The organism is Pararhodobacter sp. SW119 (assembly GCF_017811755.1).
Classification (GTDB): Bacteria; Pseudomonadota; Alphaproteobacteria; order Rhodobacterales; family Rhodobacteraceae; genus Pararhodobacter.
Map to the genome: position 1 here is coordinate 1 of NZ_JADDJF010000109.1, position 4,467 is coordinate 4,467.

Genomic DNA, 4,467 nt, shown 5'->3' on the forward strand with positions numbered 1-4,467 from the left:
GGCCGCGATCATCTCGACAAGTTCCGGGGAGGCGGCATCGACGTTGGCGAAAGGGTCGGGCATGGAACTCTCCAGAAGGTTGCGGAAGTTTCCGGCGCCTCGAACGCAGGGTCACGGGCGCAGTTTCAACGCGCCTTGAACGGATAGCTCCACTCTACCGCAGAAATGTCGATCCATCGCGTGAAATCGCACGGCAGCCTCAAGAATATCCGCCGACGCGGACCGAATTACCCCTGGGTAAAGGTACCGAACACTCACGCGTTCTCTGCGTCGAGTACCTCGCCGAGCCGATCGAGAAATTGCAGGCAGGTGTCGATCTGGGAGACCTCCACAAACTCATCGCGCTGGTGAGCCTGGACGATCGAACCCGGGCCGATGATCACCGACGGGATACCCCAATAACCTCGAAGACGCCGCCGTCTATCGACGCTGCTGCTTTTTCTCGTGGATAATTGGGTTGTTTTTCCTCCACGGAGAGCTGGAGTTCGGCTCACAGGAGATAGGCGGTCGCCACTGAAACGACGATGAAAAGACGCTATCCTTCGATCGGAGCAAACTCAAAGATCGTCGGGGAGCGCCTTCTTGCGGGTCTGTCGGATAACAGGCGCGGCCCTGAGCCGACAGTAGGCACCGGCGAGGTGCTCTGATGCTTTCCCCCTCATTTTCCGTTGCCCTCATCCCTCTGCACGTCTGTCAGGTTTTTGTTGGACCGGCCTGCGTCTCACTCTGCCTCGTTCGACGCTCCTACGACCCGAAATCGCGCGGATTCGCGCCGACGGTCGCGAACCAAAGCTCCGCAGAAGCCGAACCATGGGTGGTGCCAGCCGTGCCAGTGCGGCGCGCTGATCATGGGCACGCAGGCCACGGGCGATGCGGTCGTAGTGGTCGAAGTCAATGGAACCATCGGGATGGCGGCGGATGTTCTGGGTGCCCTCACCTTCGACTTCCACCATCGCGTTGGCCACCTTTTCGATCACATTTGCCTTCTGCGCGTCATCGAAGACCCCTTCGATCACCTCGATATCCATCGCCGGCATTGTTCATCCCCCAGATGTGACGCTTCTGTGGGAGAAGCTTCTCACCGGTTACGGGGTTAAACCAGTTCAGAAAATGGAGGAAACCCGCTACACTTTCTGAAGTGGACGGCGGCAAGGACACCGTGCTTTGCTGACAGCGGAGGTGCGGCGATGTCGGATTCGAACTACCCGAGGTTTTGCCCGGTCGCGATGGCGGCGAGCCTGCTGGAACCACGTTGGACAATGTTGCTGCTTTGCGAGATGTGGTCCGGTTCGACCCGCTTCAACGAGATCCAGCGTGGCGTGCCGGGCATGTCGCCCGGGCTGCTCTCCAAACGCCTGAAAGAGATGGAAGCCAATGGCCTCGTCGCCCGACGCGGTGCCGGACCGGGCGCCCATGCGGAGTACCTGACGACGCCGCTGGCTGACGAGCTGGAGCCGCTGATCCGTGGCCTCGGAGAATGGGCGCACCGCAACATCGATTGTGAGGTGTCCTTGCAGGATCTCGATGCGCGCCTGCTGATGTGGAAGATCCGCGGCGAGATCGACCTGTTGCAGCTCCCCAGGAAAAAGTGCGTCATACAGTTCATCCTGAATGACCCGCCCAACGAGACAGCGAATTACTGGCTGGTTGCCAAGCCGGGCGAAGAGACAGACCTGTGCTACACTGACCCCAGGTTCGACGTCGATCTCTACGTTGTCTCTGATCTTCGCTCCCTGACTTCGGCGTGGATGGGGCATTCGAGTTTCCAATCAGAGATTGAGGCGGGGCGGATTGCACTCACCGGTAACGACCTGATGGTGCGTACGCTGACCAAATGGCTGGTGCGCAGCAGCTTCGCAGACATCGCGAAGGGAGTTTCGGGTCGGGTGCGGGAGAGCGTCGTCTGACGCATGTGTCCCGTGGTCGCTCGCCTGCCAGGCCCCTCAAGCATCGGGAAGCCATACAACAGATCAGTAGTCCGCTTCGTCCCGCATCGCTACACCCTCACACCCGGCATCATGCTCTCCGCAGCGATCCGCGCCCGCTCAGCATTCTTGCGCCGCCGACGCCCGCTGGGCCCCTCGATCACCTCGAGCCGGGAAACCCCAACACCCCTTGAGCCGTCCAAATGGACGCCCATTTTGCCGTCTCTCTCCAAATCCAACTCCTCCGCCGCACGTTTGCGCGCAGAATGACCGGATCAGGTCAGAAATGGCAGAAGGTGGTCGGCGTCGCGCTTACGAATGGCAGGTGTCGGTTGGCGCCCATCGATGCCGGAATGGCGGCTGTGGGCCGGTCGTGTCGTATCCGCTGATGCTGCAACCGCGAAGTTCTCGATCATCGCCGCGGTCAGTTTGGGCGGAGAGCGGACGGATGCTGATGCGGCAGTGCGATCGCGGCATCTGGCTGAAGCAGCCATTCCATCTTGCGCCTCTGAGTGCGATTTGCCCGGTTGCCGCGTGGCGCGAGGAGCCCTTTGCGGTCATTGGTGTGAGACGCGGTGCGTCCGTGTGCTTCGCGCGTGCAGCAGAAGTGTTCCAGTCCTGCCGGCATTGAGGCGCGGCTTTCCGTTTCCGCGTGACCGGTCATTCGCGCTGCTCTCGGCGTGAGCGGGCGTTCAGTGCATTAATTCGCACCAAGACCTGAACCCGTAGAGGTCAAGTCCAGTTCCTGATCATTTCTCGGAACAAGGTCGGGCGTCCCGGGTCCGACCACTCGCTTTGCCTTTAGTGACGTGCAGAGAGTACATTGCACCTTCTGCGTCACATCGTCACCCCAGACGGCCCGCGGGTTGCAAACCGCGGCATGCCGAGCCCATGTGTGAGCGAGAGCAATACTCGCGGAAACTCGTCTGACTGGAGTGATCCTTGCGCAACAGCCATCAGAGCGCCGCTGTCTTCGGCATTCTGCTATGCGTGATCGCGCTGATCGTGTTTGCCCCTTTGTCTGGTGTGCGTCACACCGTAGTCGGTGAGCCCACCGCGGGATTTACCGAAGCCGAAATGCGCGACGCCCACGCGTCGCACGGCGCTCAAACGGCGACAGGTGGCCCCACGGAAGCCTGCCCGTTCTGCGCTGAACATCACGATCATGCGAGCCATGCCACGATGGGCGGATGCGGCGCGGTCGGTTGCGCCTCGGCGGCCTTGATCCTCGAGATACTGGCTGGCGCGGGAACAGACCCGAAAAGAAGCGGCCCTTCGTTCGATAGATCGATGGTCTCGCATCCACCGGACGATCTGTTCCGGCCACCCCGGGCGATCTGAACCGCGGCGCCGGCTGGCTATCAGCGACACGACCGCACGCGAGCGATCGAGGGGCTGCGCCCGCGCTGGGGCACCTCCTCGAGGTAGCGACGGGCAATCTCAGCAAACTGAACCGTTTGCACGTCGTCTCGTGTTGCCATCGCGCGCATTCGCGACGCTCGAGCTCTCGAACGCATGCTTGCCATGACGGGAGACAGGCGCCTCGCCATCTGGCCGCCGCCAATCCGCAGCGAACTTCAGATCGAAAATCAGGAATGCAGAACATGAAACTCACTCATAACATCCGCCTTCTCGCCACGGCCGCAAGCTTCGGTGCCTTTGCCCTTGGCGGGGCCGCGGCCCATTCGCCCTCCCACGGGCAGGCCACGCCGCTGGCGGAAAGCCGGCTCGACACGTTGCCGTCGGGACTGGCCGGCTTCGTCTTCACCGCAGACGAGGCCGGCGCCTCGATCAGCGGGATCGACCTCTCGGACGGTTCGGTCACGACCGTTTCCATCCCCATCGCGCCGCACAATGTCGACCTGTCGGCGGACGGGCGCTGGCTGCTTGCCGTCGGCGATCCAGCCGGGGGCGATCATGAACACGGGTCCGGAGACGGCCACGATCAGGGTGACGGCGCCTCCCATGGGAGCGAGGCGGACGGCAAGATCGTGATCCTCGATCCGCGGGATCTCGCGGCGGGGCCGGTTGCGGCTTTTCCGGCTGGTGCACATCCGGCGCATGTGGTCACGGATGCGGACGGTGCGCAGGCCTTCGTGACGGTGGCCGGGCAGGATGCGGTCGCGGTCATCGACCTCGCCACCGGCAAACGCCTGGCGCTGATCGAGACCGGGGCCTATCCGCACGGCCTCCGCCTCAGCCCCGACGGGCAGGAGGTCTATGTTGCCAATGTCCAAGACGGCTCGGTCTCGGTGATCGATGCCGCGCAGCAAACCGAACTCGCGCGCATCCCGGTCGGGCCAACGCCGGTTCAGGTGGAGTTTCTGACCGAGGGCGGGTCGGTCTTCGTTTCCCTGCGCGACGCGAATGCGGTGGCCAGAATCGACACCGCCAGCCGCGAGGTGACGGCACGGTACGAGGTCGGCGAGTGGCCGATCCAGCTTGGCGCCACGCGCGACGGCGCGCGCCTGCTGGTGGCCAACGAAGGCAGTGCCGAGCAGCCCTCGGAGACGGTCTCGATCATCGATCTCGAAACCGGGGC

The 4,467-nt window shown here is 63.0% G+C and carries 5 protein-coding genes; 3 read left to right on the top strand and 2 right to left on the bottom strand.

Features of this window, described 5'->3' with window-relative positions; genetic code table 11:
* Window positions 1-254 precede the first annotated feature (254 nt).
* Window positions 255-383, bottom strand: coding sequence for a hypothetical protein (locus tag IM708_RS21640; RefSeq protein ID WP_280861182.1), 129 nt, complete (start codon window positions 381-383; stop codon window positions 255-257).
* Window positions 384-674: 291 nt separating this feature from the next.
* Entirely contained in the window at window positions 675-1,037 is a 363-nt protein-coding gene (locus IM708_RS20395; protein ID WP_209428395.1) for a tautomerase family protein, read from the bottom strand.
* Between the two features lie 150 nt (window positions 1,038-1,187).
* Between IM708_RS20395 and IM708_RS20400 the strand changes: the two genes are divergently transcribed.
* The 3 genes from IM708_RS20400 to IM708_RS20410 all read left to right on the top strand — a co-directional run.
* The gene (locus tag IM708_RS20400; RefSeq protein WP_209428396.1) at window positions 1,188-1,907 is read left to right on the top strand and encodes a helix-turn-helix domain-containing protein; all 720 of its coding nucleotides are present in this window, start codon (window positions 1,188-1,190) and stop codon (window positions 1,905-1,907) included.
* 960 nt (window positions 1,908-2,867) lie between these two features.
* The gene (locus IM708_RS20405) at window positions 2,868-3,266 is read left to right on the top strand and encodes a hypothetical protein (protein WP_209428397.1); all 399 of its coding nucleotides are present in this window, start codon (window positions 2,868-2,870) and stop codon (window positions 3,264-3,266) included.
* 263 nt (window positions 3,267-3,529) lie between these two features.
* The coding region (locus tag IM708_RS20410; protein WP_209428398.1) for a cytochrome D1 domain-containing protein at window positions 3,530-4,467 on the top strand (938 nt) is incomplete at its 3' end.

Coding starts and splice junctions, on each gene's coding strand:
- IM708_RS20400 (WP_209428396.1), top strand. CDS start 1,188: ATGTCGGATTCGAACTACCCGAGGTTTTGCCCGGTCGCGATGGCGGCG.
- IM708_RS20395 (WP_209428395.1), bottom strand. CDS start 1,037: ATGCCGGCGATGGATATCGAGGTGATCGAAGGGGTCTTCGATGACGCG.